The sequence below is a fragment of the Pseudomonas sp. LBUM1658 genome (assembly GCF_059716055.1).
On sequence record NZ_CP166798.1, the window covers coordinates 4,299,767 to 4,321,751 of the forward strand.

At 56.6% G+C, this 21,985-nt stretch carries 36 protein-coding genes and 2 pseudogenes; 25 read left to right on the top strand and 13 right to left on the bottom strand.

Annotated features, from left to right (window positions below):
- The first annotated feature begins 60 nt into the window (after positions 1–60).
- From ACA064_RS19820 to ACA064_RS19865, 10 genes are all read left to right on the top strand, one after another.
- Entirely contained in the window at positions 61–507 is a 447-nt protein-coding gene (locus tag ACA064_RS19820) for a hypothetical protein (RefSeq protein ID WP_497669634.1), read from the top strand.
- Positions 495–698: a hypothetical protein gene (locus ACA064_RS19825; protein WP_497669635.1), complete on the top strand. Its 204-nt coding sequence runs from the start codon at positions 495–497 to the stop codon at positions 696–698. Before ACA064_RS19820 ends, ACA064_RS19825 begins: the two co-directional genes overlap by 13 nt.
- The gene (locus tag ACA064_RS19830; protein ID WP_497669636.1) at positions 695–889 is read left to right on the top strand and encodes a hypothetical protein; all 195 of its coding nucleotides are present in this window, start codon (positions 695–697) and stop codon (positions 887–889) included. Before ACA064_RS19825 ends, ACA064_RS19830 begins: the two co-directional genes overlap by 4 nt.
- Positions 886–1,086, top strand: coding sequence for a DUF551 domain-containing protein (locus ACA064_RS19835; protein WP_497669637.1), 201 nt, complete (start codon positions 886–888; stop codon positions 1,084–1,086). The genes ACA064_RS19830 and ACA064_RS19835 overlap by 4 nt, the downstream gene beginning before the upstream one ends.
- Positions 1,087–1,243: 157 nt before the next feature.
- The gene (locus ACA064_RS19840) at positions 1,244–2,485 is read left to right on the top strand and encodes a hypothetical protein (protein ID WP_497669638.1); all 1,242 of its coding nucleotides are present in this window, start codon (positions 1,244–1,246) and stop codon (positions 2,483–2,485) included.
- A 33-nt stretch (positions 2,486–2,518) separates the two neighbouring features.
- Positions 2,519–3,307: an ERF family protein gene (locus ACA064_RS19845; protein WP_497669639.1), complete on the top strand. Its 789-nt coding sequence runs from the start codon at positions 2,519–2,521 to the stop codon at positions 3,305–3,307.
- Between the two features lie 3 nt (positions 3,308–3,310).
- Positions 3,311–3,928 (top strand): lambda exonuclease family protein, encoded by a 618-nt coding sequence (locus ACA064_RS19850; RefSeq protein ID WP_497669640.1) that lies wholly within the window; start codon positions 3,311–3,313, stop codon positions 3,926–3,928.
- On the top strand, positions 3,925–4,431 hold the full coding sequence (locus tag ACA064_RS19855; protein ID WP_497669641.1) for a hypothetical protein: 507 nt from the start codon (positions 3,925–3,927) through the stop codon (positions 4,429–4,431). Before ACA064_RS19850 ends, ACA064_RS19855 begins: the two co-directional genes overlap by 4 nt.
- Positions 4,432–4,525: 94 nt before the next feature.
- Entirely contained in the window at positions 4,526–4,873 is a 348-nt protein-coding gene (locus tag ACA064_RS19860) for a YfdP family phage-associated protein (RefSeq protein WP_497669642.1), read from the top strand.
- A 34-nt stretch (positions 4,874–4,907) separates the two neighbouring features.
- On the top strand, positions 4,908–5,723 hold the full coding sequence (locus tag ACA064_RS19865) for a YfdQ family protein (protein ID WP_497669643.1): 816 nt from the start codon (positions 4,908–4,910) through the stop codon (positions 5,721–5,723).
- A 62-nt stretch (positions 5,724–5,785) separates the two neighbouring features.
- Here ACA064_RS19865 and ACA064_RS19870 read toward each other — a convergent pair whose 3' ends face one another.
- The gene (locus ACA064_RS19870) at positions 5,786–6,613 is read right to left on the bottom strand and encodes a toll/interleukin-1 receptor domain-containing protein (RefSeq protein ID WP_497669644.1); all 828 of its coding nucleotides are present in this window, start codon (positions 6,611–6,613) and stop codon (positions 5,786–5,788) included.
- Between the two features lie 178 nt (positions 6,614–6,791).
- Here ACA064_RS19870 and ACA064_RS19875 point away from each other — a divergent pair.
- Positions 6,792–7,001, top strand: a pseudogene (locus tag ACA064_RS19875) (alpha/beta fold hydrolase); the annotation flags it as partial.
- A 24-nt stretch (positions 7,002–7,025) separates the two neighbouring features.
- A complete protein-coding gene (locus tag ACA064_RS19880) occupies positions 7,026–7,187 on the top strand; it encodes a hypothetical protein (RefSeq protein WP_497669645.1) in 162 nt (53 codons plus the stop codon).
- A 150-nt stretch (positions 7,188–7,337) separates the two neighbouring features.
- On the opposite strand, the gene ACA064_RS19885 is transcribed toward ACA064_RS19880, so the two are convergent.
- The gene (locus ACA064_RS19885; protein ID WP_497669646.1) at positions 7,338–7,562 is read right to left on the bottom strand and encodes a hypothetical protein; all 225 of its coding nucleotides are present in this window, start codon (positions 7,560–7,562) and stop codon (positions 7,338–7,340) included.
- Positions 7,563–7,699: 137 nt separating this feature from the next.
- On the opposite strand from ACA064_RS19885, the gene ACA064_RS19890 reads away from it, so the two are divergent.
- The gene (locus ACA064_RS19890; RefSeq protein ID WP_497669647.1) at positions 7,700–7,954 is read left to right on the top strand and encodes a hypothetical protein; all 255 of its coding nucleotides are present in this window, start codon (positions 7,700–7,702) and stop codon (positions 7,952–7,954) included.
- A 23-nt stretch (positions 7,955–7,977) separates the two neighbouring features.
- On the opposite strand, the gene ACA064_RS19895 is transcribed toward ACA064_RS19890, so the two are convergent.
- Positions 7,978–8,220, bottom strand: coding sequence for a hypothetical protein (locus ACA064_RS19895; RefSeq protein ID WP_497669648.1), 243 nt, complete (start codon positions 8,218–8,220; stop codon positions 7,978–7,980).
- 97 nt (positions 8,221–8,317) lie between these two features.
- Between ACA064_RS19895 and ACA064_RS19900 the strand changes: the two genes are divergently transcribed.
- The 4 genes from ACA064_RS19900 (at position 8,318) to ACA064_RS19915 (ending at position 10,045) form a co-directional block, all read left to right on the top strand.
- The gene (locus ACA064_RS19900; protein ID WP_497669649.1) at positions 8,318–8,680 is read left to right on the top strand and encodes a DUF4406 domain-containing protein; all 363 of its coding nucleotides are present in this window, start codon (positions 8,318–8,320) and stop codon (positions 8,678–8,680) included.
- A gap of 95 nt (positions 8,681–8,775) precedes the next feature.
- Entirely contained in the window at positions 8,776–9,132 is a 357-nt protein-coding gene (locus tag ACA064_RS19905; RefSeq protein ID WP_497669650.1) for a hypothetical protein, read from the top strand.
- 52 nt (positions 9,133–9,184) lie between these two features.
- Complete coding sequence (locus tag ACA064_RS19910; RefSeq protein ID WP_497669651.1) at positions 9,185–9,517, top strand: hypothetical protein; 333 nt, start codon at positions 9,185–9,187, stop codon at positions 9,515–9,517.
- A gap of 54 nt (positions 9,518–9,571) precedes the next feature.
- Complete coding sequence (locus tag ACA064_RS19915) at positions 9,572–10,045, top strand: SAM-dependent methyltransferase (RefSeq protein WP_497669652.1); 474 nt, start codon at positions 9,572–9,574, stop codon at positions 10,043–10,045.
- Positions 10,046–10,068: 23 nt separating this feature from the next.
- On the opposite strand, the gene ACA064_RS19920 is transcribed toward ACA064_RS19915, so the two are convergent.
- Positions 10,069–10,263 (bottom strand): hypothetical protein, encoded by a 195-nt coding sequence (locus ACA064_RS19920; protein ID WP_497669653.1) that lies wholly within the window; start codon positions 10,261–10,263, stop codon positions 10,069–10,071.
- A 125-nt stretch (positions 10,264–10,388) separates the two neighbouring features.
- On the opposite strand from ACA064_RS19920, the gene ACA064_RS19925 reads away from it, so the two are divergent.
- The 4 genes and pseudogenes from ACA064_RS19925 to ACA064_RS19940 all read left to right on the top strand — a co-directional run.
- Positions 10,389–10,961 (top strand): hypothetical protein, encoded by a 573-nt coding sequence (locus ACA064_RS19925; protein WP_497669654.1) that lies wholly within the window; start codon positions 10,389–10,391, stop codon positions 10,959–10,961.
- Between the two features lie 36 nt (positions 10,962–10,997).
- On the top strand, positions 10,998–11,240 hold the full coding sequence (locus ACA064_RS19930) for a DUF4224 domain-containing protein (RefSeq protein WP_497669655.1): 243 nt from the start codon (positions 10,998–11,000) through the stop codon (positions 11,238–11,240).
- Position 11,241: 1 nt separating this feature from the next.
- Positions 11,242–12,291: a phage integrase gene (locus tag ACA064_RS19935; protein WP_497669656.1), complete on the top strand. Its 1,050-nt coding sequence runs from the start codon at positions 11,242–11,244 to the stop codon at positions 12,289–12,291.
- A 420-nt stretch (positions 12,292–12,711) separates the two neighbouring features.
- A pseudogene (locus tag ACA064_RS19940) lies at positions 12,712–12,816 on the top strand (DUF159 family protein); the annotation flags it as partial.
- Here ACA064_RS19940 and ACA064_RS19945 read toward each other — a convergent pair.
- The 3 genes from ACA064_RS19945 to ACA064_RS19955 all read right to left on the bottom strand — a co-directional run bounded on the left by ACA064_RS19945 (position 12,810) and on the right by ACA064_RS19955 (position 14,614).
- Positions 12,810–13,013 carry a hypothetical protein gene (locus ACA064_RS19945; RefSeq protein WP_497669657.1) on the bottom strand — a complete coding sequence of 68 codons (204 nt, stop codon included), beginning with the start codon at positions 13,011–13,013 and terminating at the stop codon, positions 12,810–12,812. The pseudogene ACA064_RS19940 and the gene ACA064_RS19945 overlap by 7 nt on opposite strands.
- A gap of 404 nt (positions 13,014–13,417) precedes the next feature.
- A complete protein-coding gene (locus ACA064_RS19950) occupies positions 13,418–13,759 on the bottom strand; it encodes a helix-turn-helix domain-containing protein (protein ID WP_497669658.1) in 342 nt (113 codons plus the stop codon).
- A 525-nt stretch (positions 13,760–14,284) separates the two neighbouring features.
- Entirely contained in the window at positions 14,285–14,614 is a 330-nt protein-coding gene (locus tag ACA064_RS19955; RefSeq protein ID WP_497669659.1) for a DHCW motif cupin fold protein, read from the bottom strand.
- Positions 14,615–14,821: 207 nt separating this feature from the next.
- Here ACA064_RS19955 and ACA064_RS19960 point away from each other — a divergent pair, with 207 nt between their 5' ends.
- The gene (locus ACA064_RS19960) at positions 14,822–15,061 is read left to right on the top strand and encodes a hypothetical protein (protein WP_497669660.1); all 240 of its coding nucleotides are present in this window, start codon (positions 14,822–14,824) and stop codon (positions 15,059–15,061) included.
- Between the two features lie 713 nt (positions 15,062–15,774).
- Here the strand turns inward: ACA064_RS19960 and ACA064_RS19965 are convergent.
- Positions 15,775–16,095: a cytochrome P450 gene (locus ACA064_RS19965; protein WP_497669661.1), complete on the bottom strand. Its 321-nt coding sequence runs from the start codon at positions 16,093–16,095 to the stop codon at positions 15,775–15,777.
- A 220-nt stretch (positions 16,096–16,315) separates the two neighbouring features.
- Positions 16,316–16,543: a hypothetical protein gene (locus ACA064_RS19970; protein WP_497669662.1), complete on the bottom strand. Its 228-nt coding sequence runs from the start codon at positions 16,541–16,543 to the stop codon at positions 16,316–16,318.
- 128 nt (positions 16,544–16,671) lie between these two features.
- On the opposite strand from ACA064_RS19970, the gene ACA064_RS19975 reads away from it, so the two are divergent.
- The 3 genes from ACA064_RS19975 (at position 16,672) to ACA064_RS19985 (ending at position 18,297) form a co-directional block, all read left to right on the top strand.
- The gene (locus ACA064_RS19975) at positions 16,672–16,881 is read left to right on the top strand and encodes a hypothetical protein (RefSeq protein ID WP_497669663.1); all 210 of its coding nucleotides are present in this window, start codon (positions 16,672–16,674) and stop codon (positions 16,879–16,881) included.
- A gap of 185 nt (positions 16,882–17,066) precedes the next feature.
- A complete protein-coding gene (gene osmE, locus ACA064_RS19980) occupies positions 17,067–17,438 on the top strand; it encodes an osmotically-inducible lipoprotein OsmE (RefSeq protein ID WP_497669664.1) in 372 nt (123 codons plus the stop codon).
- 544 nt (positions 17,439–17,982) lie between these two features.
- Entirely contained in the window at positions 17,983–18,297 is a 315-nt protein-coding gene (locus ACA064_RS19985; RefSeq protein ID WP_497669665.1) for a c-type cytochrome, read from the top strand.
- A gap of 113 nt (positions 18,298–18,410) precedes the next feature.
- On the opposite strand, the gene ACA064_RS19990 is transcribed toward ACA064_RS19985, so the two are convergent.
- From ACA064_RS19990 to ACA064_RS20005, 4 genes are read right to left on the bottom strand one after another with little or no spacing between them, the layout of a single operon-like run.
- Positions 18,411–18,923 (bottom strand): nitrous oxide reductase accessory protein NosL, encoded by a 513-nt coding sequence (locus ACA064_RS19990; RefSeq protein WP_497669666.1) that lies wholly within the window; start codon positions 18,921–18,923, stop codon positions 18,411–18,413.
- A gap of 23 nt (positions 18,924–18,946) precedes the next feature.
- Positions 18,947–19,777: an ABC transporter permease gene (locus ACA064_RS19995; protein WP_497669667.1), complete on the bottom strand. Its 831-nt coding sequence runs from the start codon at positions 19,775–19,777 to the stop codon at positions 18,947–18,949.
- On the bottom strand, positions 19,774–20,697 hold the full coding sequence (locus ACA064_RS20000; protein ID WP_497669668.1) for an ABC transporter ATP-binding protein: 924 nt from the start codon (positions 20,695–20,697) through the stop codon (positions 19,774–19,776). Before ACA064_RS20000 ends, ACA064_RS19995 begins: the two co-directional genes overlap by 4 nt.
- The gene (locus ACA064_RS20005) at positions 20,694–21,956 is read right to left on the bottom strand and encodes a nitrous oxide reductase family maturation protein NosD (RefSeq protein WP_497669669.1); all 1,263 of its coding nucleotides are present in this window, start codon (positions 21,954–21,956) and stop codon (positions 20,694–20,696) included. Before ACA064_RS20005 ends, ACA064_RS20000 begins: the two co-directional genes overlap by 4 nt.
- Between the last annotated feature and the right edge of the window lie 29 nt (positions 21,957–21,985).

The window sequence follows — 21,985 nt, forward strand, 5'->3', positions numbered from 1 at the left end:
GGAATGGATGAGTGCAGCCGAGTTTTGTTGGATCAATAACCGCCGAATCTGGAGGCGACCATGTCAGCACTACGCAAATGCCAAGAACACTACGACAACATGCAGCCTCCGGAAGACGAAGAGGCGCCGGTTGACGAGCAAGACGTCGCAGAGTGGAAGCAAGCGGCGATCAAGGATGTCATGCACCAGGGCTCAGCCTTTGCGCCGAACCCTTGGGGCCGTGAGCGCGAACTGGTCAGGCACAAGGATCTGGTCCGCTCCGTCGTCACCCACATGGAAGCCCAGCTCGACCAAGAGTGCGGTATCGAGAAGATACTGATCGAGATCGTCCGGCGCGGCCATACGGACGACCACCTATACCAGTGGGCAGTCTCGGCGCTCGGGCCGCATGACGGAGAAGGCACGGTCATTCACGACCTGGCTGATTCGCTGGTCGAGAGCAAGGTTGAGCAGTACATCGAGGCTAAGCGCGAATTTGATCATGCGCTTCGGACGTGCGGATTTTGAGCCCGCATATCGCCATCGACGAAGCCCTCGACGGCCTCGAAAGCCCCGACTCACCAGCGCTCAACGAAGTGCTGATCGAGGGCCTGATCGTTCGCTTCTTCACCGCCGGCGAGATTACTACCGACGAGTTCAACCACTACTGCAAGCGCAGGTTGGAGATCAGCGAGCGCCGGAAGGGAGTTTCAGCATGAGTAATGCGCCTGTAAAAAGTTTGATCGACGAGATGGTTGAAGAGATCGACCGTTCGCTCGCAATCATCCGCTTCGGCCTCCCCTTCAACGAGGTGATCGGCCGGCCCCGTGAGTTCCTGGTCTCCGCCCTGCCCCAGCGCTTGGCGGCGACTATGAAGGGCGGCAGGATCGCGGTGAGGGCTCGTGCATGAGCGGATGGGTAAGCGTCAAGGAAAGCCTCCCTGCGCCTAACAAAACGGTTCTGGTCTGTCGCGTAGGCAAGACCAGTCACCAGCCATTCTTTGCAGTGAGGAAGAATCGCGAGCTTAAGCAATGGGAATACATCGACGGCGACACCTGCCACACCAGGATCACGCATTGGCTGCCGATCCCGGAAATGCCGGCATGACTGACCGCCAGCGCATCCGCCGCATTTACACCTGGCGAGGATCGGCCATCACTTTGCTCCTCTGCACCCTCTGGATGCTGGCCAGCGCCTACTCCGGCCAGATCAGTCAATAACCCACACCTTTCAAGGCTGCGCGAGTCGCGGCGAAGGAATCGTCATGTCCGCACAAACAGAACTGGCCGTCGTGCCGCCGCAGGAAACAGCACTTGCCGTGTTCAGCGCAGTCAACGGCCTTGAGCCTTGGCTGCAGCAGATTCGCACCGAGATCGACGGCTTCACGCCGGACAGTAGTACCCGCAAGGGTCGCGAGGCGATCGCCTCGATGGCGTACAAGGTCGCCCGCTCCAAGACAGCGCTGGATGATGTTGGCAAAAAGCTGGTCGCCGACCTGAAGGAAGTCCCGAAGAAGATCGACGCCGAGCGCAAGCGCGTCCGGGACACCCTGGAAGCTTGGCAGGAAGAGGTTCGCCGTCCACTGAATGAATGGCAGGCAGCCGAAGACAAACGCGTAGACGGCCACAACGATGGCATCCAGCGCATAAAGGATCTGGCCGTATTCGCAGAGACACCGGCGGCTGCCTTCGTGGCGCAGATCATTGAAGACCTGGAGCTGGTAGCGCTCGACGATAGCTGGCAGGAATTCTTGCCCGAGGCTGCACAGGTCAAAGACAAGTCGCTGGCGACTCTCCGGACACTGCTGGCTGATCGCACCAAGCACGAAGCGGAACTGGCCGAGATTGCCCGCTTCAATGCCGAGAAGGCCGAACGCGAGCGTCAGGCAGAGATCGACCGCGAGGCACGGGAGATCATTGAGCGCGAGACTGCACGTATCGAGCAGCGCGCCCAGACCGAACGGGATGCTGCGGCGAAACGTGAACAAGACCTGATCGACCAGGCCGCCAACGCCAAGCGCGCCGCGGAACAGGCGGCCCGCGATGCTGCCGCCGCCGCAGAAAACCAGCGACTGCAGCTTCAGCTCCAAGCCGAGCAGGCAGAGCGAGCAGCAGCCCAGGCCGAGACCAATCGACTAGCCGCCGAACAACGGGCTGCCCAGCAGAAGGCTGACGACGAAGAACGCAACCGCCAGACCATTGCCAATGCCGAAGCCAGTCGTGTTGCCGCCGAGGCGCGCGCCGAACAGGAACGCGTCAACTCGAAAGCGCGCCAGGCCGAAGCTGCAGAACGCGCCCGACTGGCAGAGGTTGCCCGCCAGAAGGCGGCCGCCGACGAGATCATCCGGCAAGCCGAAGCTCGCGAAGCCGATGTAGCGCATAAGACAGCCATTCTGACCGCCGCCAAGGAAGCCGTAATGCTGACGGGCATCACCGAGGACCAGGCCCGCGCCGTAATCACCATGATCCGCGCCGGCAAGGTCCCGAACATCAAAATAACCTTTTAATACTCGCCGGCATCGCGCCGGCTTGGAGTTCTCATGTCTCAAGTAGCCCTTGCCGAACAGCAAGCCAACGTGCAGCGAGTTGACGTGCCGGCCGGGGTGGCGCCGGCATCTGAGTCGACGATGATGATTCAGATGATCCAGCGCGCCGCCGCAGACCCAACAGTTGATGTCGACAAGATGGAGCGCCTGATGCAGATGCACGAGCGCTTCGTTGATCGGCAAGCCTCGGCAGCCTTTAACGCCGCAATGGTTCGCGCACAGCAGCGCATCAAGCCGGTTGTGCGCCGCTCCGTGAACACGCAGACCAATAGCTCTTACGCCAAGATTGAGGACATCGATCAGGCGATCAGCCCGGTTTACACATCGGAAGGCTTCTCGCTGTCGTTCGGAACCGGCGACTCGCCACTGGCCGGCCATATCCGAGTTGTCTGCGATGTGATGCATGAGCACGGGCACACGAAGCAGTACCAGATGGATCTGCCGCTTGACGCCACTGGGATAGGCGGCAAGACGAACAAGACCGGCGTCCATGCCCACGGCTCGACCAACAGCTATGCACGCCGCTACCTGACGATGAACATCTTCAACGTCGTCATGGTGAACGAGGACAGCGACGGCAACCACGAGCCGGCCGATCCTCCAGCTGAGCCGGTGATCACCGCTGGCCAGGCCGCGCAGCTCGACGCCTTGCTGAAAAAATGCAGCCAGCCGCTACAGGACAACTTCGCAGCCAAGTACGGAACGGCGGCGAATGTTTATAAATCCGAGTTCGACGCCGTTTCGGCCCGAATCACCAAGGCGGCCAGCCGGCCACAGGAGTGAGTCATGCAAATCATCACCGAAGTTCAGCAAGGCTCGCCTGAATGGCTGGCTTTGCGTCTTGGGATCGTCACCTGCTCCGAGCTTGATTGCCTCCTGGTGAACGGAAAGGACTCGTCAGGGCTTGGCGCGGGTGCCTTCACCTACATGAACACCCTGATCGGCGAGCGCATTACCGGCGAGTTGGCCGATCCGTTCACCGGCAACCGACACACCGAGCGAGGCCATGAACTTGAAGGGGTGGCGCGCAAGCTTTACGAGGACTGCGAAGAGATCAAAACCACTCAAGTCGGCATCATCCTGAATCACGGGATTGGCTACTCGCCTGACTCTCTGGTCGGCGCCGACGGCCTGACCGAGATCAAAACCAAGCTTCCTAAGCTGCAAGTTGAAGTGATTCTTGGCGGCGAAGTTCCGAAAGATCACGTCGCTCAGTGTCAGGGCGGCCTTTGGGTGTCGGAGCGAGAATGGATCGACTTTGTCTGCTACTGGCCGGGAATGCCGCTATTCATCAAGCGCGCCTACCGTGACGAAGTGATGATTCGCAAGCTGACCGAACGAGTGAAGACGTTCTACGAAATCCTCGACGAGCGCATGAACAAGGTATTGGGGATCGCAGCATGATCAGTAATAACCTCAGCATGATCGAAGCGCTCCGGCCGGCATCGGAAGGACTGGCGACGAAAGTCGCCCTGTTCCTGGCCGTGGGCGGCGAGATCCAAGAGGCCAAGCCGTTCGGCTACGTGCCCCGGCCGATCACCTACAGCACTAGGATGCCACCGGCTCGGCAACAGAAGGAGCTGGAGCCGGAGCCGGTCAACGAGAAGTCGGCACTGATCACCAAGATCAGGGAAATGGCCAAGACCATGACCCAGGCCGAGGTCACCGCCGAAACCGGTCTCACCCGCAAGCAGCTCTACACGATCTCGGCGAACAACGGGTTCAACTTCAAGACGGCGCTGAAGATGGACGAGATCACCGAGGCAGCCCTGGTTCTGCGCATCCGCGAGTGCATGGACAAGCGCATGACGCGCAACAAAGCCCGCTTGCACCTGGACATCAGCTTCTCGCTGCTGACCCGACTGATCAAGAACTACGACATCCCCTACCCGCTGGTGGTCTGCTGATGCGGCGATTCGGCTCCAGGGTTCAGCAACGCAAACGACAAACCTGGCTGGCGTTGCCGGCCAGCGGGATAAAAACACCATCGGAGAAACCGCCATGCCAATCGCAACAGATACCGCCGAGTTTCTTGAAGAGCTGAATGGCGGCGCGTTCGCCAGTCAGATCGGCCACGCCCTTTCCGAAGTCGCCGCCGACGTAGTGGATCACGGCAAGGTCGGCAAATTGGTGATCACCCTGGACTTCAGCCAGATCGGCGAATCCAGCCAGGTGAAGATCAAGCACAAGCTCGACTACAAGGTGCCGACCAAGCGCGGTACTCGCAGCGAGAACACCAGCCTGGACACGCCGATGCACGTCGGCAGCGGCGGCAAGATCTCGCTGTTTGCTGAGAAGCACGATCAAATGTTCACCCGGGACGAGGCACCAATCCCGCGCCGCAATTGATCCCCCGCAGCCCTTCCCCATAGAGACCTGAAATATGTCCCTCACGAAAGAAGCAATTCAACTGATCACCGATACTGCGCTGATTGCCACGGCCAAAGCGCTAGACACTGACATGCCAACCGCGGTGCTGCCTGAAGGCGCCAAAGTAATCAGCCTGGAAGCCTTCGGCGCATTCCGCAGCCGCTTCCGTGGCACCTTCTCCACCAACTCTCTGCTGGACTTCGGCAAGTACGTCACCGACCGGGCTGTCGTAAATGCCCAGGGTTTTATCAATCAAGAAGAGATGACCTGCTCGGTACTGTTCAACCTCGGCACCGAAGCGGCCCCTGGCCATGCCGATGATCGCGGCGTGCTCAAGCTGAAGGCAACGGCCGGTTACCAGGCGGTGCAGGCAATCAGTGGCCGGGCCATGTCGCAGAAAGACATGAGCGACTGGATCGAGGACTGGCACAGTACGTTGTCGGCCGTCGGCGATGACAACCAGAACATCAGCCTGGTAAAAGCCATTGCAGCGGTGCGCACCATCACGGTGAAGGCATCGTCCGAAAGTGATCACGCCGTCAGCGAGACGCGCGCCAGCCGCAGCGCCATGGATTCCATCGAGGCGACCAGCAAAGAAACGCTACCGACCTCGCTGGTGTTCTCGATGGTACCGTTCGAAGGGCTGCAGCTGCGCGAGATCATTCTGCGCATTTCGGTCATCACCAGCGGTGCGCAGCCGGCACTGAAACTGCGTTGGGTTGGTGAAGAGGTTCAGCGCGAAGAGATCGCGCAGGAATTCAAGTCGGTGCTTCAGGACAAGATCGGTGAGGCTGCGACGCTGTCTTTGGGATCGTTTGATCCAAAATGATGTACCCCGCACCACTCTATCCGCCATGGAAAGAGTAGTGCGGCAACATAAGGCCCTTATGACTAATCATTACCAGTTGGTGCTGGATCGAAACTTTCAGTAAGTTTTCGATCGTAGCTTGACCTGATCTTTTTCATTATGTCATTTGCCTGATTTATTGGAACATTCGCACCGACAAGATACTCTCGCACAGCACTATCCGAAGCTCCTGCAAACACAAGATCTACCGCAGGATTAAGAATAGTCGGCGTAACCTCTACCATCTTGTGCATATTCTTAAGCTTCGAAACAGACCTATTATCTCGATCTTCGAGGTCAGATATTCTGCGCCCAAGCATGCGAGTATTGTCTAATATCTCACTCAAAAGATCATTTTGAGATCTAGGTGCTACAACCTCCCGCGGTTCGTTCTCCAGCAGAGCCTTATCAAAATCCGCTAAGAACTGCGGCCAATAAACATCGAATATTTTTTCAAGAACGCGCTCCTCCAAGGCCTTTTCAGCCAGACCTGAGTTGAGGGTTCTTACCAGCTCCCAGACACTGTTTTCATTCGGCTGCGTGTGATTGAATTGTGCCAATGGATCAGTTAATTCGGCAGGTTCAAGGTCGATAAGGAATGTGCATACTCGACTGCCACTCAATCCCTTTGCCAACGCTCCAGCTTCGAAAAGTATCCACGGCTTGTTTTTATTTTCCTGAGTTAAGCAAACAATTCCAATTGATACATCTTGAAGCTTCTCATTGATTTCAGAAAACCATAGCGACCCACGCTCGATATGCCTGGTAGATATCCAAGGCTCAGAAGCCTGAAGAACACACTTAATCCAATCACTCATTACTTCCGCTACCGCTTTACTACGGCTGCCTGACCAGCTGATGAAGATTTTCATATTTTTCACGCTCTCCAATTAGGCCCGCAATCTCGCATAGCCTTCACCCAAAATCTAGCGATTGCGAATCACTCTAAGCGTTATCGCTCCCACTTCAACGAATCACGCCAGCCGGCGAGGATCCTCATGACCACAGCAATTGATTTGTTCGCCGGATACGACGGAATCAGCGCATTTGAACGATCCACTGATCACGCTGGTCAACATGCACCTAATGGCCAGGCGGATCCCTAACGCTGAATTGCACGTCATCCACGACGGGCACCTGTTCCTGGTCACCCAGGCCGAAACCATCGCCCCCATCATCATGTCGTTTCTGTCCGGCGTCGCGCACGTCGAAGAGCCGCTTTGTGAGCTCACTGACTCGAACGACCTTTGCGCTATCTAACCATCCGGCTCCGAGGGTCCCATCATGAAATTCCAAGTCGTCGATCGCTCTATCAATGGCACCGCGAAGTTCTCGGTCGATACCGAGTGCGGAAAGAACGTGGATTCATTCTCGACCATCAAGGAGGCTCGGGACCACGCGGCCTGGCTGGAATCCGAATATGAGCGGATCAGCGAGACTCTCTAGCCGCGTCCTATCCGAAGGAATAACCCCGCTTCAGCGAATCCACAGCCCGGGCATGACCCGGCATAGGACGCCCCGTCAGCAAGTCGCGGAGGCAGCATAAAGCGCGCCTGACCCACCTTCACCTATTGCGCTGAAGGCCTCTTTAATCACTCACTCTGGTTCAATCGTAAACAGCAAGTTGCCGTTCGGAGACCGAGCAAAGCCGTCGTCGATAAAGCCAAGGTATTGGCCCTGCATAGAATAGATCTCATCGCCGTCGATTCGATAGACCAGCTTCCCTTCTTGCCGGACAAACTCGTCCTCATCGATTCGACCGATCTGATTTCGTGCTGGACCGAAGACGTTGTAGCTCCCTTTGCTGTAGTCAGTAACCATTTGCAGCTCCTTGGATCCGGCCTCATGCCGGACCATCAACCAATAGCCCACAAACTCGAATCACGCCAACCGGCGAGAGGTCAAACACACTCTGTCGCATCCGGTCACGGAGGGCGGCGCCTGACTGGAGATTGACCGTGTTCAAGAAGACATTCGATTGCCCAGGCACATTCAACTCGCTTTACGCCGCGCAGAACTGGCTGGCAGAACGCGGCTATAGCTACGGGCCAGGCTCGGCAATGCAACCAACACCAGTGCTCAGGGGTGATTACCAGATTGCCAAGTGGAAGAACCTCACCGAGCAGGAGATCGCCCAACTCGACGGGAAGATCCATGGCAACTTCCGCGATGGGCCGGTGACCGTGACGCTGAAAGTCGCGCCAGCCGCCTGAAGGCAGAGGCAGGCGAGTAGCTATCAGCTATCACGCTGAATCCATCTGGTTGCCAGTTCGATACCACGGCGCCTGGCCTCGCCAAATGTGCTCCAAGTGCCTATTTCCTCGCCGAGCTTTATCGGCTTCTCCCCGTCATTCAGCAAAATAACGATACCAATGGGGGCTGAGTTCGTGGGCTCGCCCCAAAAGAAATCGATCGTCGCCTGTTCCCCATTGGGATGGGCGTAATCCACCGGTCCTGGCCGTTCAGTCACCAAACACATATCGATCTCCCTGAGGCCCGGATCTGGGCCATCAAGCAATAGACCACAAACTCGTATCACGCCAGCCGCCCGGGCATGACCCGGCATAGGACGCCCCATGCCCACAGAAAACAAAATCGCCGCTACCGGCGTGACACTCGCTGCTGCCCGTGAAAACCGGGTGTACGTAGCCGGCCCGATGACTGGTCTCAAGGATTTCAACTTTCCGCTTTTCAATGCAGTGGCTGCCGACCTTCGCGCCCAGGGCTACGAAGTGGAGAACCCAGCAGACCACGGCATCGTCGAGGGTGCGGTCTGGGCCGACTACATGGCCTATGACCTGACGCGCCTGGGCTTGTGCGGAACAATCGCCCTACTGCCAGATTGGGAAAGGTCGCAAGGCGCCCGCCTCGAAGTGCTGATCGCTGAACGCCTCGGCATGACGGTTGTTGATGCACAAGATCTGGTATCGATGGAGTGACCGTCGGCCTCACCTTTTGTCGCAAGTCGATTGACTGACGAGGACCATTGGAGCCCAGTACTCAGCTGGCTAAACTTGATCGGAAGAGAACCACCATGTCGAAAATAACGGTGATATCCGGTGACTTTCTGGCGGGTGATGCTGAATTTCAATCTGGACTGTTCACTCTAAAATCCGCAATAAAACCTTCTCTCGAATTAAAGATACCCATTTCAAAACTAGAAACCTTGGAAACAGCAACCGAGGAAGTCGTTAATAAGAAAGGAAGCGTTATTCGATGGAGTCTGGCTGGAGCCTTGCTTTTAGGTCCGGTTGGACTAGTTGCGGGCTGGTTGCTATGTGATAAAGAAAAGGAAATAACCTTCTACGCAAAATTCAAGGATGGTCGCTGCCTTCTTGCCACAACTGATATCGACACTTACTCCAAAATCTCTGCATCTCCCCTCAAGTAATACCACTCCCTCCCCCTTCAAAGTCAGCCGCTATAGCGGTAAAGGAACAGTCATGCCTGAAGAAAATGTGTTGATCGGGCCATTGCCCGTGCAGCGCGATGCCGACGGCTGGTGGTCGCACCCTGACTACCTCTCAGAATTCGACGATGAAATCACTGAAGAGCAGTTCAACGACTGGTGCGCCCGCCACCAGGTGGAAACGAAGATCAGTCACATGGAAAGCGATGTCGACGCCGATGTGTTCGACACCTACCTGAATGACGGCCAGGTCGATTGCTCGGCGTGGGTCATTCAGCATCCCGCCGAACCGGGCTGGTTCATCCTCTCCATTCACGATGCCGAGGACGGTCCGGTCTGCATCTGGGGTCGGCAGGTGACTCCATGATCCTATCGCCGCCCTCGCCTACATGGCCTGGCTCATCTACACGGGGCCACGGCGATGAACTCCGCGGCTAAAGTCCTCGACCCATGCAGCGCCAGTCGAATGATGTGGTACGACAAGCAGGACCAGCGTGCACTGTTCGGCGATATTCGTGACGAGGAGCACGTCCTTTGTGATGGCCGGGTATTGAAGGTCGAGCCGAACGTCATCATGGACTTTCGGTCGCTACCTTTCGAAGACGGCACATTCAAACTGGTCGTCTTCGATCCACCGCACCTCACCCGGGCTGGCGTCGATAGTTGGATGCGCGCCAAGTACGGCGTGCTCACCGCCGATTGGCGTGACGATATTGCCAAGGGGTTTGCCGAGTGCTTTCGCGTGCTGGCCACCGATGGAATCCTGATATTCAAATGGGCTGAAGCTCAGGTCCTGGTCAGCGAGCTATTAGCCCTCACCGATGAAAAACCCCTGTTTGGCCACAAGTCAGGCAAGCGTGAAAAAACGCACTGGATCACGTTCATGAAGCGCTGACCTGCCAGCTGTAAGCGCAAGCCTTACAACAGCCCCGCCTGCTTCGCCTCCATCAACAACTCCCTTGCCATAATCAGCGCGAGAGTTTCTGGCGGTGATCCTCCAACCTGAGTGGTCTTTTTATCGAAGGCTGTCCGAACAGTAATCATGCCTTTCTCCACTGAGTACGTGACTCTGTAAGGCTTCCCCTCAAATTCCACTTCTAAAGTTTCACTCATAAATACCCCGGCGGTTTTGGCTGTAATGCCTAAACCGTAGACCCAATCCTTGTTTTCACAAAGCCTGCCGGTGAACGGCGGGCGAAGGAACGCTCATGTCTGGAATAGAACGAATCATTGAAGCCATGACAGCACCGTCGGCACCAGCAATAGAGGTACTGACGATTGATCGCCAGATGGTCGGGCGAGCGCTGGCCTGGATGGAAAGCCATCCGGATATCGCGCAGGCCGGGCCGGCGCTCTGCGAAGAAGTCTGCGCGTTTCGCCAAGCTCTTGCTGAACCAAAAGTCGAGCTCTGGGCAATCCACAGTGTCGGGCCAGGCGAGGAGTACCCCTGCCTCAACAAGAAAGACGCCGAGCGCCGAGCCCAAGAACTACGAGCCATGGGCGACAGGATGAAGGCTGAGCGGATCGCACGCGGCGAAAGCGTTGAGTACTGGCACGACTGGGTAACGAACGTTATCCCCTCCCCATGGGAGCCTGCCGAGCACTTCGAAATCATGGCTGAAGAATGGATGGACGACGCTGACCAGCTCCGCAACGAGGCGATCAAGTTGACAGAACAGCGCAAAGAACTGGTGGCTGCGCTTGAGCAGGCCCGCATGGCGCTGATCGGCTATCTGCCAGGACACCGAAACGACATCACTGATGCGGCCATCGAATCGGCGCGAGCCGCCATCGCCAAAGCGACCCAATAACCACCTTCTGCCGCCACGCGCGGCAGGGAGAATCAAATGAAAACCGAAATTCTCTCGGACGAAGAGTTGGCGGATATCACTGGCTACAAGGCCAGGGCCTACCAGCGGCGCTGGCTGACAGATCGCCAGTGGGTGTTTGTTGAGAGCCGCGGCAAACGGCCTCTGGTTGGCCGGATGTACGCCCGAATGAAACTGGGCATGATCTCGCCGAGCGTCGCTGACCAAAACCATCCTCCGGCGCCGCCGGTATGGACGCCCGACTTCTCGCGAGTGAACTGATATGCGACCCCGCAAGGCCGAGACACGCAATTTACCGCCCCGTATGTATCAGTGGACGCGGCCACGTAAAAGCGGAAAAGACTGGATTGCCTATTACTACCTGGACCTTACTGGTAAGGCGATCCCACTGGGCAAGGACCTGGACCAGGCCAGGATCAAATGGGCGGAACTCGAAGCCAAGGAAAAGCCGCTGGACCTACGTAGCATGAAGGGCATCTTCGACAGGTACATCCGCGACATCGTCTCCAAGAAAGCGCTTCGCACGCAAAAAGACAACCTGTCTGAGATCAAACAGCTGCGGCCGATGTTTGACAGCGCCCCAATAGACTCGATTACCCCGGCCACGATTGCCGGGTACCGGGATGCAAGGACAGCAAAAGTTCGGGCGAACCGTGAGCTCGCCACCCTCTCCCACGTATTCAATATTGCCCGGGAATGGGGGCTGACGACCAAGGAAAACCCATGCCAAGGAGTGCGCAAAAATAAGGAAAAGCCGCGGGACTATTATGCGAATGATGTGGTTTGGGATGCAGTTTACAAGAAGGCAGCTCAAGAGCTGAAAGACGCGATGGACCTCGCCTACCTGACCGGGCAGCGGCCGGCAGATGTCCTGGTCATGCGAAAGGATGATGTCGAGGGGGGATATTTGGGCGTGCAGCAGAACAAGACGCAAAAGAAGCTTCGTATACAGATGACCGCCGGCGGTGAAGCAAACAGTCTTGGCCGGCTGATCGCCGAGATATCCGAGCGCAATGCTCAACACGTCTCGAACTATCTGATTGTAAGCAGGCACGGCAAGCGGATGACCGCGACGATGCTGAGAAAGCGTTGGGATATTGCACGCGAGAAAGCAAAGTTGGCCGCGATGGAGATCGGCGACGAGCTGCTGGCGGCCAAGATCGGTGAATTCCAGTTCCGTGATATCAGGCCAAAAGCTGCTTCTGAAATCATCGACGTCGGCGAAGCGAGCCTGCTCCTGGGTCACACCAAGGGCGATATCACGGAGCGTGTTTACCGTCGCATTGGTGCCATCGCGAAGCCGTCAAAATAGCCGAAAAAGCGTTACAAAACTCAAACTGAGCCCCTTGTAGAATGCGGTCTACAGAGGGGCTGAAAAACAAAAGTAATGTAACGAAAAAGAGCCACAAGCCACGGTTTCAGCGGCTTTGAATAGCGGTCTTGAAAACCGTCGACTGTAACAGGTCCATGAGTTCGAATCCCATCGCCTCCGCCATATTTGTACGTTTGAGCCCTGATTATTCAGGGCTTTTTCGTTTCTGGGGTTTGGTTCTCAGGCGCTGCAAACCGATGTGTTCCATAACTCAGCCGCTTTTCCCCTCCCCCGGCGTCCTGCCGACCGCACACAAACCCAAGACTCTGCAGCTCGTCGCTCCACCCTCGCCTGATCGGCCCGCCTCACGAGCGGTACAACGTCGCACCGACAACCCGAGTTGCACTTCCTCATCAGGAGCTACTGCAGAGCGGGCCTTCCGAGACCTTCGAGTGGTTCAAGGTCGATGTAACCGTGGGAAATGTGCGGAACCAGGGGCAGAGCCTGATCCTTCCAGCTCAGTGAAGAGTCCGCGCCGGACCACCCAGCGATCGAGATACATACTCAGACAGCGCCGTCATGAGCGCTTGCGCTTCGAGGCGCAGATGTTTGACCTCCTCGTCCGGCTTCACTCCATTCGCTTCGTTGTACCGCCGCAATGCTTTTAGAGCCTGCTGCATTAACGGCTGTCCAGCCACTATCATCTCGTAAAGGTTTCCCATACCAGCCTCCTTTCTGATCATTTGGAAAAGGCAGTATAGGCAGGCTCGCAGATCAAGCCAGCTATTCGGGACCGTGATCACCGCAGCAAAGCCCTCCGCACGCCCTGCGCAAGTATCGTGTCCGGATAAGAGTAATGGGCATACTTTTCTCGAGGCAAAAATAAACCCGCTCAATGACGGGTGCGGTATTCGTTGTGGCTTTACATCAATTCGGTGGCGAGCGCCTGGGGATCAGCGGCGATCACCGGGGTTACTGGCTCGATCGGCTGCTCTGGACTGGCCGGCCATGATGTCTCTCGTATCCCAGGCATGATGGTTTCCTGGCAAGTTCGACTCACCAGAAAGTGTCCACTATGTCCCCGCACACAGGTCAGCTATGTCCCCGGTCCATACATACGACAGCATTAGGAGCCACTGTTGTTTGGTGGTGCCAACCCGGCAAGTGACGATGCAAGACGTGCGAAGGCGCTCCGATCGCCCTGATTAAGGCGGCGGTAATGCTCAAGGATTTGGGTTTCTTCGTCGGGCAGGTCTTCCTTAAACCGGGACTTCTTCCCCGTCAGAAGATAGAGGACGTCGACCCCCTTGAGTGAGACAGCTGTCAAGTAGTCGGCCTTAGGAAATCGAGATCCCTTTTCGTACTTACTTTGAGCGTTTGCCAATACGCCTCCCAGAGCGGCGAACTCTTGCTGGGAGAGGCCCAGTGCCGCCCGTTCCTCCTTCAATCGCCTACCGAACGTATTCATTTTAGTAGTCCAGCTTCATGAGTTCCACCAAGATGGCGGCCTATTGCCACTATAGACGATCCTTCCGCCTGTGCGAATCCCATCGCCTCCACCATCTTTATACGACAAAGCCCTGATAATTCAGGGCTTTGTCGTTCTGCCTTTTGGTAAAATCTCCTGGCCCACACTTCAGCCCAGACTCTGGATGAAGCATAGCGTGCTGACGCAGCCATGCCATTGCCTTGCCAATCTTTCTATTGGGGTCATGGGCCGCATGCTCGGCTCCAGACCTTCGCTGATCAAACGGCAAGCGCATCACGCACTGGCGAGCGGGAAAGACCGAACTGAGCAGCCAGGCATACTCGTCCAGCGGCATGCTCGGCTTGAGCTTCAGAGTCGTTTCGCACCACTGGCTACTTCAGTAGATTCTTTGCTCATAGGGTCATTTTCTCAACAATACAGGCCGATTTCGCCTTCACAATGCACATCGGCCATTTGCAGGGTTTTTTTCCAGCGCATAGCGGGCTCCTTTACTTGCTGCCCGGGTTAATCCACGACGAACAACTTCGCACCGGTTGTAGTGAATGATCGGTGCCCCTCAGCATTATTGCCCACCTGATAGCTCATCCCGGCGGTAAGCGTGAACTGGCGACCATCCTCCAGTTCTGTATGCAACTCGCCTTCCAGGCACAACAGGATATGTCCTCTCCAGCACCAGTGATCGGCCAGATAACCGGGACTGTAGTCAACCATCCGCACACGCGTCGAACCAAACTGACAGGTCCGCCAAAGGGCGGTCCCCGTCTGTCCAACATGCTGAACAGGTTCGACAGTCGACCAGTCGGTCGTACCAAAGGGAACTGCCATTAGATCCATGGTTGCCTCATCGATGAAGGAGCGTCCGTGGACCGTACCCATCCAGTGGTGCTTTCGATAGACACAGATGATCAGCATTTATGGGATACACACATCCCCAAAAGCGCTCATAGCCCTGCGTCGACGGTCATTGGGAACGCCGGCAAAAAATCTCGAACTCAAGCCTTACTGCGGTATCCAATGTGTAGGCCACTGGAGGTAAGCGATATGAACAACGATGACAAGGTTAACGACGTCGATTCAGAAACAGCATCAAACGTTCCGCCCGCCGATACGTCTGGTAAACCCGTGAATGTGGTCGAAAGAGATCTTGAGAACAGGGACAGTGACGCCAAAGGCGCGGATCTGACCATTACGCCTTCTTCACCTCGAACCAAGGAGCAGGACGCTGAGGAGCTCAGTCGAAAAATAGCTGAGATAGAACGGAAGGTGGCGGATGGTAACTAGACAAATGCTTGTAGTCACCTGGGGTCGATGTGGCCGTGGGCACTGTGCGGGACCCCGGGCTTATTGAGCCTGCAACCGGTCAGCCTCGCGCTTGGTTTTCGACCCCAATACGACCTCTTCCACACTTGCACTCATCGTCGACTCGCCGCTTGGAGGCAGGAGGCTACTATTCGACGGTGGTGGTTACTGGGATTCCGGCCAGGCAGGAAACCTCATCCCCCCACCACCATTCGTCGCATCGGGAAAGGTGGTGCCGATTTCTTGACCATGACTGGCTTAAGGATTGCAAAGGACGCCGGTAGCGGCCCCGGAACGACGTAAATCTGACGCGGCAGCACATTAAATTAACGTTCAAGGACTCCAGCGAAGCGCTTGGTCAGTCACCGGGGAGATGTAACGTGTCAACTCTCAATGAAATCGCAGCGAACCACGCGAGAATGGCTAAAACACTGGCAGAAGCGCCGGTCGAGCCCAGCGAGCGACATTCTACGATGGTGCAAGGTTTCGAAGCTCCACCCCACTCATGGGCAACAGTACCTGCCGCTGCACCTCCTCGCTGGAATGAAGGACAACCAGTGCGCACAGGTAACTGGCTACTTGCTCTGACTTCCACGATTCGGGCGTCATCCGACCCACACGTCGGTCCCGCCACCTAATCCATCCAGCATAAAAAACCAGTCCCGGGATCATCGGATTTCGGGGGTCAGGCAGGCTCACAAAGCCTGGGAAGAAGGTTTCTGAATCCGCAGGGGTAAAGAAGAAAACCCACTGGCAGGGAAAAACGCGTTCACCGGTTCCTTATCCGGCGCCAGTGTAATCTGGCTGGTGCTTCCGAGCAGTTCTTCCATCACGATCCGCAGCTCCAGTCTGGCAAGCGGTGCACCGGGGCAGACATGAATGCCGGCACCATAGAGCAGGTTCGGCTCGGAATCGCGATCGAGGCGCAATTCATCGGGATCTCCAAAGACCGCTTCGTCCCGATTGGCGGACGCCCAGTTGAGGGCGATACGCGAACCCGCTGAATCCGGAAACAAGGCAGCGAGGTTTGTCGACCTGCCCGTACTCGGTCAGCGGCATGTCGGAAAAAGCCCGCTAGACTGAAGCCGTGCACGACGCCCACTACGTCGGCATCACCCGGGTGAAGTCTGTACGGGAATCCCAAATAACCAGGGCCCTCAATGCGGGCCTTGGTTATCGTTAAAGCCCTGATAATTTACCTTCTCGATCTGGTCAAACTTCAGCAGAACCCGTCAGCTATTGCGCCGAAGACAGCGGCAGGCGCGCAATGTCCGCCTGGGCCATTTCAATCTCGGCGATGGCATCCTGGGCGTGATCGGCCTTTACCCAGGTCATTGCGGAGTCACCGATTATCGCGCCAATTGATTGCCTGCACAGTTGATCAATATCAAGTCCATGATTTCTGGCGATCGCCATCACCGTTTTCAACGCTATCTCAAGCGCAACAACTCGATCTTCGCTCATGACGCATACCTCTCTGTGGAACGTTAAGCGTAGCCAATTGTTGGCGACAAACAGCTTTCTCAACTAGGGTTTCTACCGCATAGAGCTGCGGTTACTTTGTTGGCAGGCGCCTGATCAAGGAGAGAGAGATGACATCGATTCGTGTTGCTGAGCAAACCTATCGCAATTGGTCCAGCCCAATCTTGCTTGAGCTGAAGGAGAGAGAGCATCAGCTGGCCCCTTCAGACCGCCAGGCACTTCAAAATGTTTTGGCGGAGAGAAGACTGCTGAACACCGGCTACCCTTGCGGTGAAGATCGGCGCAATGCTGGTCCGGCTAGCAACGACAGACATCAGTAGCTGTCGCCAACTCACGCTGATAATCGATTCGCTGCCGGCGCTCGGCCAGCAGCGCCCATCCCCAAACGCTGCAACACCTCCAACCTCGACTCCGAGGATATTTGGCACGCCCGGCAGAACTCGACTTTAATTCAATGGATGCACCCAGGAGCCTCTTCACGACACTCGCTACCGGGAGCCCTGCCATGGACAAATCTGTATTCGCACTGCTCGCCGTGCTGTCGGCGCTGGGCAGCTGCACCACTGACTCACACGTCTATCGTGACCAGCCGCTGGTCGCCAAGGTCGAGACGGGCATGAGCAAGGATCAGGTTCAGGCTATTGGCGGAAAGCCTTTATCGGTAACTGAGCGCATAGCGGAGCTCGGCACCTGCTTTGACTATATGTTTACTCAAGCCGGTCATAAGCAGCCTTTCAATGTCAGCTTCGATGGATCTGGCAAAGTGGACCATACGAGTTTCATGACCTGCGCGGAATGGAGTCGCGTACAGCAAAAAGCCAGGAATCCACGCAGCCATACGGGCGGAATGGGGGGCATGGGCGGTGGAGGTTATTAGATCAAACAAAACAACCATTTCAGCAACTCCTTACTTCGTAGAAGTTTTCTTTTTTTCGAGAAGTGATTTTCAATTTTACCACCGCAGACATCCTGCGCCAGCGCACACATAAGTTGCAAAACGACCATCGAATAATTTGGCTGACGCCGAACATATCCTCACCGTCATTAAACTTTAAATCCAATATATTTCAGTGACTTACGCCATACCAACTAAAAAGGAATGATTATCAAGAAGATAAATCATCAGCACTAAACTCCAGGATTCGCGAATGCGACACAATCAGCACACAACAATTAACTCTCCACCCGCGACAATTAACCTCACACCTTCCAATACATCCTGATAAAATTGAACGATTGCTCAAAGTCGAACATCTAAAAATAGTGCAAAGGGCATTTTTTTCAAAAGCCTACTGCCCAAAAATAATAATCAGCCCCCTGTAAGAAATGAGTTTGCCTTGCTGACAAATTCAACACGATGCCTGTTGAATAAACCGGAAGCGGGTCGTTTCGAATCTGCTTCGTAGTCTGAGGAAACACTGATGAAAAAAATTCTGGTTCCACTGCTGGCCCTGGGTGCAGCGCTCACCCTGCAATCAGCTCTGGCCGTTGACGGCGAGGCGCTCTTCAAGAGCAAAACCTGCGTTGCCTGCCATACCATCGACGCCAAACTGGTCGGTCCGGGGTACAAGGAAGTTGCTGCCAAATACGCCGGTAAGGCCGACGCTTCTGCCACCTTGGTCAAGAGCATCAAAGAAGGCAGTACCGGCAAATGGGGTGCGATACCAATGCCGGCCAACCAAGTGACCGACGAAGAAGCCAAGACTCTGGCCGACTGGATTCTAACGCTGAAATAAGATTACCTCGTAGCAGCTGGCGAAGCCTGCGTTCGGCAGCTGCTACGCACCGCGGGCATTGTGCCTTGCCCCCTTCCCGACCCGGGAAATTTCAAGCCGCAATGGTTGGCCTGCTACATCGCAGGAGCTTGCTGCAAGAGTGCCAGGTCGATTTCCTCAAAGCGCAGTACCCTGCCTCCCTCTTCGCTGGCCAGTTTACCTGCGGCCGCCTCCTCGGAAAATGACGCAAGAACAACGCCCATGGAACCTTTGAGTTTGGTTCCGACCACATACCAGGCTTTGGTTGCATCGATCAGATAATGGTCGTCGGGTTTTTCCCAAGCGCTTTTACCCATGTCGTGCACATACAACTTCGCCTCAGTGAGATGGTTCTCCGGTTGCAGCCACCAGCCGAGCATTTCTGCGGTGGAGCAGAACTTCTTGACCCCGCCTTTTTCCACTACCTGACCTTTGGGGCCCGGAAAATCGGCGATGACCATGCCGCAGACATGGCACTCGTCAGCCTGATGGAAAGCCACTGGTTGCAGCGCCTGTTTAACATCTGCTGGCTCGTTGCAAGCCGCCAATCCCAGGCAGGTGATGATGACCATCAGAGCTCGTGCCCCGGTCAGGTACAAAGTGTTCATTGGAATCTCCCAAGCTTGGAAAATCAGCTCAGCCGACGGCGAAACATCCAGTAAGCCAACAGCAGCAGAACTCCGACCCACAGCAGCAGACAGCCCCACAACATTGAGCCCGGCACCGGCAGATCGCTGCTCAACGCCATAAGGCCGACGGCATTGCCGCTGCCCTCGAAACCGGAGAGGTTGATCAAGCGATAGACGTCAGTCGGGTTGAGCAGCAGTAACCAGGGCAACAGGTCCGGGTTGAACCGGCCTTTGCTGAGTACGAGCAACGCCAGCAGTGCCAGGTCGAACACCAATACGAAGAGGAACCACACACCCAATGCCATCCCGGCTGCGCTGGATTTTTCGCTGGCCTTGCTGCTCAGCACATAAGCCAGCGCCAGGAACACCCAGCCCAGCAGCGTGGAGGAGACCATGAAGCGGCCGAAGGCCCAGAGCAGCATTCCCAACTCGACATCATCGACCAGCAAGGCAATGGCCAGCGCGGCACAGCCAAAACCGATCAGCGTGGCCAAGGCCAGGATCAGCCCGTGACCGACAAACTTGCCCAGCAGGATTTGCCCACGCCCCAAGGGATAGGTCAATAACAGCATCAGCGTGCCCCCCTCGTCCTCGCCGACGATGGCATCGTAAGCCAACAGCAGCGCGATCAGCGGCATCAGGAAGGTCGCCAGGCTGGCCAGGCTGGCGATGGTCGCCGGAATCGAGGTGAATCCCACTTGCCCGGACGCCGCCGCGCCGAGCCAGGCAATACCCACCGCCAGAATGGCGAACAATAGACTGATTGCCAGCAGCCAGCGATTGCGCATCCCGTCGTGAAACTCCTTGCTGGCGATGCTCCAGATCTGCTTCATGGATGAGCGCCTTCTGTAGTGGCGGTTGCACGACTCATGTAGTAGCCGTAAAGGTCCTCGAGGGAGGGTTGCAGTATCTCGATATCCTGCGGTTGGTCCTCGCGGAACAATTGGCTGAGCAGATCGACTTTGTGGCCGTTGACCGCCATCACCTCGACCCCGGTACCGCCCATGGCCTTGGCGCTATGACCTGCGGCATTCCAGCGCTGCAACCATTGCTCGCGCCCGGACAGACCGCTGGCGCGAATACGCGCCGGCAGGTCGGCTTCTTCGCGCAGGCTGGCCAGACTGCCAATCGCCCGCAAGCAGCCATTGGCCAGAATCGCCGCGCGGTTGATATGCGCTTCGACCCCCGCCAACACATGGGAACAAAGAATGATGCTGGTGCCCTGCTGGCGCAGGCGGTCGACCAACAGGTAAAGCTCCTGGGTAGCGATAGGATCGAGGCCGACAGTAGGTTCGTCCAGCAGCAGCAAACGTGGCTCGCCGAGCACCGCCTGAGCCAGGCCCAGACGCTGGCGCATGCCCTTGGAGTAGGTTTTCACCCGCCGGTCCGCGGCGTCGGCAAGACCGACCTGTTCCAGCAACTCGCTCACTTGCGACAGCGCGGCGCCCTTGAGGCGGGCGAAATACCGCAGGGTTTCGCGGCCGCTGAGTTGCGGGTAGAAGGTGACGTTTTCCGGAAGATATCCGAGCTGACGACGCACCTCGGTTTGTGCAGGCCGGCAACCGAGCACGCGCACCTGACCGGCGCTGGCCTTGAGCAGACCGAGGATCAATTTCATGACAGTAGTCTTGCCCGCGCCATTGTGGCCAAACAAGCCCAACACCTCACCTTCACCCAGACTCAGGGTCAGATCGTGCAACACGGTCATGCTGCCGTAACGCTGGCTTACACCTTCGATCTCGACTGCGTTCATAGGATAGGCTGCTGTATTTGGGGTATGGTCGGCAGGTTCATCAACGGGTAACTGTCCTTGACCCCCGGCGACTTGGTCACCGGGAAGCTATGTTGCACCCAACGCAGTAACTGGATGCTCGGGCTATTCATCAACAGCCGCACCTGCGGGTACAGCCAGAGCAGGCGGTCAACGTTATCGTTGGGTTCGTAGATCACATCGCCAACCGCGTCGTTATTGCGATCCCAACCCAGGTAGTCGCTCCAGTAATTGCCGTGGCCGTCCACCGACCACTCCTGAGTACGGGTGGCGACGTACTTGACCTGCTGCTGATTGTCGACAAATGCGTTGTCGGCGATGCGGTTGTCTTCGGAGCCTGCGGTGAGATGAATGCCCAGGGCGCTGCGCTCGAAGTGATTGTGTTCGATGACATTGAACAACGAGTTGTAGATGAACAGCGCCTTGCCCTCGCCACCACTGACCATGCCGCCATCGGCGGAACCGCTGCGCACGTCGCTGACGAAGTTATCGCGCAGCTCGGAATAGGTGATGTAATTCATCAAAATGCCATAGCCCTCGTCCTGCTCGGAACGATTGCCGATCACCGTCAGTTTGCGACTTTGCATCAAGGCATAACCGGTGCGGGTACGGCGGGTAGTATTGCCGAGCAATTGGTTGTCGTTGGCGTACATGTAGTGCACGCCGTAGCGCAAATCCTCCAGGGTATTGCCCTGCAGCAGGTTGCCGTTCGAGGTGTCGATATAGATCCCGTCGCGGGTCAGCCGGACGTGATTGCCGATCACCCGCGCACCCCGTACGGCAAACAGATGAATGCCGTTGCCGCGATCCTGGGAACGAATGCTCGGATCGCCTTCGATATCGTTGTCAATCAAGCTGACGTCGTGGGCTCTATCCACCCAGATGCCAAAGCCTGGCCCTTTCAAGCGGTTGTTGCGTATCACTGCGCCACGGGCTTGTGGCCCGATGAAAATCGCCGAGTTCATGGCCGTCATATCGCGCCCCCAATCGAGCAACGTGCAGCCCTCGATCCCCACGTCAGGCGCGCTGATGAACAGTGCATTGCCCTGTCCCTGCCCGTTGATCACCGCACCTTTCTCGCAATCGATCTGGATCGGCTGATCTACAGTGAACTGCCCTTGGTATTCTCCGGCAGGCAGCTTCCAGTGGTTATCGCCAGCGGCTTGCAAGGGCAGATCGGTGATGGGCCGTGGCGAGGCCTGGGCGACAACCGATAGAAATACCAACAGCAAAAGTGCCATGCCGTGTCGTGGATCGGTTGTCAGGGTTC

Excerpts from the sequence above, each read along its gene's own strand:
- ACA064_RS19820 (WP_497669634.1), top strand. The coding sequence starts at position 61 with ATGTCAGCACTACGCAAATGCCAAGAACACTACGACAACATGCAGCCT.
- ACA064_RS19830 (WP_497669636.1), top strand. The coding sequence starts at position 695 with ATGAGTAATGCGCCTGTAAAAAGTTTGATCGACGAGATGGTTGAAGAG.
- ACA064_RS19835 (WP_497669637.1), top strand. The coding sequence starts at position 886 with ATGAGCGGATGGGTAAGCGTCAAGGAAAGCCTCCCTGCGCCTAACAAA.
- ACA064_RS19840 (WP_497669638.1), top strand. The coding sequence starts at position 1,244 with ATGTCCGCACAAACAGAACTGGCCGTCGTGCCGCCGCAGGAAACAGCA.
- ACA064_RS19845 (WP_497669639.1), top strand. The coding sequence starts at position 2,519 with ATGTCTCAAGTAGCCCTTGCCGAACAGCAAGCCAACGTGCAGCGAGTT.
- ACA064_RS19850 (WP_497669640.1), top strand. The coding sequence starts at position 3,311 with ATGCAAATCATCACCGAAGTTCAGCAAGGCTCGCCTGAATGGCTGGCT.
- ACA064_RS19855 (WP_497669641.1), top strand. The coding sequence starts at position 3,925 with ATGATCAGTAATAACCTCAGCATGATCGAAGCGCTCCGGCCGGCATCG.
- ACA064_RS19860 (WP_497669642.1), top strand. The coding sequence starts at position 4,526 with ATGCCAATCGCAACAGATACCGCCGAGTTTCTTGAAGAGCTGAATGGC.
- ACA064_RS19865 (WP_497669643.1), top strand. The coding sequence starts at position 4,908 with ATGTCCCTCACGAAAGAAGCAATTCAACTGATCACCGATACTGCGCTG.
- ACA064_RS19870 (WP_497669644.1), bottom strand. The coding sequence starts at position 6,613 with ATGAAAATCTTCATCAGCTGGTCAGGCAGCCGTAGTAAAGCGGTAGCG.
- ACA064_RS19880 (WP_497669645.1), top strand. The coding sequence starts at position 7,026 with ATGAAATTCCAAGTCGTCGATCGCTCTATCAATGGCACCGCGAAGTTC.
- ACA064_RS19885 (WP_497669646.1), bottom strand. The coding sequence starts at position 7,562 with ATGGTTACTGACTACAGCAAAGGGAGCTACAACGTCTTCGGTCCAGCA.
- ACA064_RS19895 (WP_497669648.1), bottom strand. The coding sequence starts at position 8,220 with ATGTGTTTGGTGACTGAACGGCCAGGACCGGTGGATTACGCCCATCCC.
- ACA064_RS19900 (WP_497669649.1), top strand. The coding sequence starts at position 8,318 with ATGCCCACAGAAAACAAAATCGCCGCTACCGGCGTGACACTCGCTGCT.
- ACA064_RS19905 (WP_497669650.1), top strand. The coding sequence starts at position 8,776 with ATGTCGAAAATAACGGTGATATCCGGTGACTTTCTGGCGGGTGATGCT.
- ACA064_RS19910 (WP_497669651.1), top strand. The coding sequence starts at position 9,185 with ATGCCTGAAGAAAATGTGTTGATCGGGCCATTGCCCGTGCAGCGCGAT.
- ACA064_RS19915 (WP_497669652.1), top strand. The coding sequence starts at position 9,572 with ATGAACTCCGCGGCTAAAGTCCTCGACCCATGCAGCGCCAGTCGAATG.
- ACA064_RS19920 (WP_497669653.1), bottom strand. The coding sequence starts at position 10,263 with ATGAGTGAAACTTTAGAAGTGGAATTTGAGGGGAAGCCTTACAGAGTC.
- ACA064_RS19925 (WP_497669654.1), top strand. The coding sequence starts at position 10,389 with ATGACAGCACCGTCGGCACCAGCAATAGAGGTACTGACGATTGATCGC.
- ACA064_RS19930 (WP_497669655.1), top strand. The coding sequence starts at position 10,998 with ATGAAAACCGAAATTCTCTCGGACGAAGAGTTGGCGGATATCACTGGC.
- ACA064_RS19935 (WP_497669656.1), top strand. The coding sequence starts at position 11,242 with ATGCGACCCCGCAAGGCCGAGACACGCAATTTACCGCCCCGTATGTAT.
- ACA064_RS19945 (WP_497669657.1), bottom strand. The coding sequence starts at position 13,013 with ATGGGAAACCTTTACGAGATGATAGTGGCTGGACAGCCGTTAATGCAG.
- ACA064_RS19950 (WP_497669658.1), bottom strand. The coding sequence starts at position 13,759 with ATGAATACGTTCGGTAGGCGATTGAAGGAGGAACGGGCGGCACTGGGC.
- ACA064_RS19955 (WP_497669659.1), bottom strand. The coding sequence starts at position 14,614 with ATGGATCTAATGGCAGTTCCCTTTGGTACGACCGACTGGTCGACTGTC.
- ACA064_RS19960 (WP_497669660.1), top strand. The coding sequence starts at position 14,822 with ATGAACAACGATGACAAGGTTAACGACGTCGATTCAGAAACAGCATCA.
- ACA064_RS19970 (WP_497669662.1), bottom strand. The coding sequence starts at position 16,543 with ATGAGCGAAGATCGAGTTGTTGCGCTTGAGATAGCGTTGAAAACGGTG.
- ACA064_RS19975 (WP_497669663.1), top strand. The coding sequence starts at position 16,672 with ATGACATCGATTCGTGTTGCTGAGCAAACCTATCGCAATTGGTCCAGC.
- osmE (WP_497669664.1), top strand. The coding sequence starts at position 17,067 with ATGGACAAATCTGTATTCGCACTGCTCGCCGTGCTGTCGGCGCTGGGC.
- ACA064_RS19985 (WP_497669665.1), top strand. The coding sequence starts at position 17,983 with ATGAAAAAAATTCTGGTTCCACTGCTGGCCCTGGGTGCAGCGCTCACC.
- ACA064_RS19990 (WP_497669666.1), bottom strand. The coding sequence starts at position 18,923 with ATGAACACTTTGTACCTGACCGGGGCACGAGCTCTGATGGTCATCATC.
- ACA064_RS19995 (WP_497669667.1), bottom strand. The coding sequence starts at position 19,777 with ATGAAGCAGATCTGGAGCATCGCCAGCAAGGAGTTTCACGACGGGATG.
- ACA064_RS20000 (WP_497669668.1), bottom strand. The coding sequence starts at position 20,697 with ATGAACGCAGTCGAGATCGAAGGTGTAAGCCAGCGTTACGGCAGCATG.
- ACA064_RS20005 (WP_497669669.1), bottom strand. The coding sequence starts at position 21,956 with ATGGCACTTTTGCTGTTGGTATTTCTATCGGTTGTCGCCCAGGCCTCG.